General features: G+C 36.2%; 2 protein-coding genes. Both read left to right on the plus strand.

Translation table 11 applies throughout. From position 1 onward, the window contains the following. Window positions 1-842 precede the first annotated feature (842 nt). Entirely contained in the window at window positions 843-1,001 is a 159-nt protein-coding gene (locus tag D1614_RS23545) for a hypothetical protein (protein ID WP_162304619.1), read from the plus strand. A 17-nt stretch (window positions 1,002-1,018) separates the two neighbouring features. Then, on the plus strand, window positions 1,019-1,744 hold the full coding sequence (locus D1614_RS23550; RefSeq protein WP_119440447.1) for a hypothetical protein: 726 nt from the start codon (window positions 1,019-1,021) through the stop codon (window positions 1,742-1,744). The last annotated feature ends 87 nt before the right edge of the window (window positions 1,745-1,831 follow it).

Consider the following 1,831-nt stretch of genomic DNA (forward strand, 5'->3'; position numbering starts at 1 on the left):
CGCTTGAAGCTTTCATCATAAACTATAAATCCTGACATAAATTTACTTTTTGTGTAAACCTATTTTAGGACAAGACAGAAAAATCCCCTGTTTTTTTGCTTTGCGTCCCCGGGGGATGGTGTTGTGAAAATGGGGGCTGGCTTTCTGCCCCATGGGGATTGATCCGCGAAAACAGGGGATCGTTGCGTGCCCCAAGGGGCGCGTCATTCGAAAATAGGGGCGCATATTGTGCCCCAAAGGGATGATGGTTTGCCCCAGGGGGATGGCTTTGTAAAAACAGGGGCGCATCGTCTGCCCTTCGGTAATCAGACTTTTACCCGCGGTAATTGCTTCGCTACCCTCGGGTATCACAGATATTCCCTAAAGGATTGTTTCGCTACCCAAGGTAATCTCTATCATCCTCAAGGTAATGGTTTCGATTACCAAGGTAACCATAGATTTTACCTAAGGGATGGCTTTGTTACCCAAGGTAATCTCTATGATCCTCAAGGTAATGGTTCTGATTACCACGGTAATTATTCTTTTTACCCGCCTGCTAAAGCTTTTCTTTGGTACCCGAAACCCGCAACCGGCCTGCTGAAGGGCTCTTTTTTAGGGGATAAGCCATTTTTGATATGTTAAACATCTGTGTTAAACATTTTTCTTGTTATCTTCGGAAAAACGAAAATTAAACCGCCTGCTCATGAGACAACTCCCTCCCGAAAAATCAGAAAAAGTTGGTTTATCCACCCCAATGGGTGTTATAACCCAACCTGCTAATAAAGATATAACCCGACTGGTTGGGTTCCACATACTTTATGGGCAAGGTTGAAAAAAGACAATTAACTAAATATATAACCAAAATGGAAGATAAGATTAAACAAATCCTTGAAATAGTTGACGAATTAGATGAGTCTAAAAAACAAACAATTTTACTTGAATGCGCTTCGAGAATTGGTACACCAGAATGGGCAGAAGCTGTTAAGGATTTAATTAGGAGAATGGAAAATTTGAACAAATAGACTTTATGTACTAGCGAATGATAATTAATAAAGACTCCTGCTTATATAATTTGCCTGCTGGATTAGCTCTAAAAGATTTGCTAATCTTGGATTCAATTCGATTTACTATTGAATTAATAGAACATAATTACTTGTCACTTTACAAGGAGCTTGAAACAATTTCATTCAACTTTGAAAATGAGAATTACACAAGAAATTTAATTCCTGTATTCAATAATTGTTGGAGTCTTATTGATAATTGTCAAAGACTAATAAACCAATATAAATTATTGCCTTCTGACAACGACCATCAACTAATAAAGGAAATATCATATATAACCCCTCTTCGAAATACCTTTCAACACATGGATGAAAGAATAAACGAATGTTTATTTGAAGCAGAAATGCCATTCTACGGGGTTGTTAGTTGGGAAGTTAAGTTGACCGAAGGAGAAATGACTCAAAAGTTCTTTCTAATAAGCAGCCTGTATATTCCTCGTGGAAAATTAATGCATAGAGTTAAAAAGAAAGAAAATCCCAAAAACATATTAGTTGACATAAGCTTAGAAACGTTCATTAGAAAAGGAAGAAAACCAAACGTAAAATTTGAAAAAATTGACGTAAATATTACACGGTTGTTTAATCAGATTATTTCTTTGATTAAGCAATTTGAATCAAAACTAGATGAAGTATTTATGAATCAAAACGCAACCAAAACTGACTGGAGTAAAAGACGTGACATAATGTTGAAAATAAATTATTAAACCCAGCCCATAACAAAGAACTAAGGTAAAAACCTAATATTTTGGTTATAATTTTTCTTTTCAAATTACTCTGCTATCTATGGGAGT

The organism is Maribellus luteus, from assembly GCF_003576475.1.
Classification (GTDB): Bacteria; Bacteroidota; Bacteroidia; order Bacteroidales; family Prolixibacteraceae; genus Draconibacterium; species Draconibacterium luteum.

Bases quoted from the DNA above. Each gene is read 5' to 3' on its own strand.
- D1614_RS23545 (WP_162304619.1), top strand. From the start codon at position 843: ATGGAAGATAAGATTAAACAAATCCTTGAAATAGTTGACGAATTAGAT.
- D1614_RS23550 (WP_119440447.1), top strand. From the start codon at position 1,019: ATGATAATTAATAAAGACTCCTGCTTATATAATTTGCCTGCTGGATTA.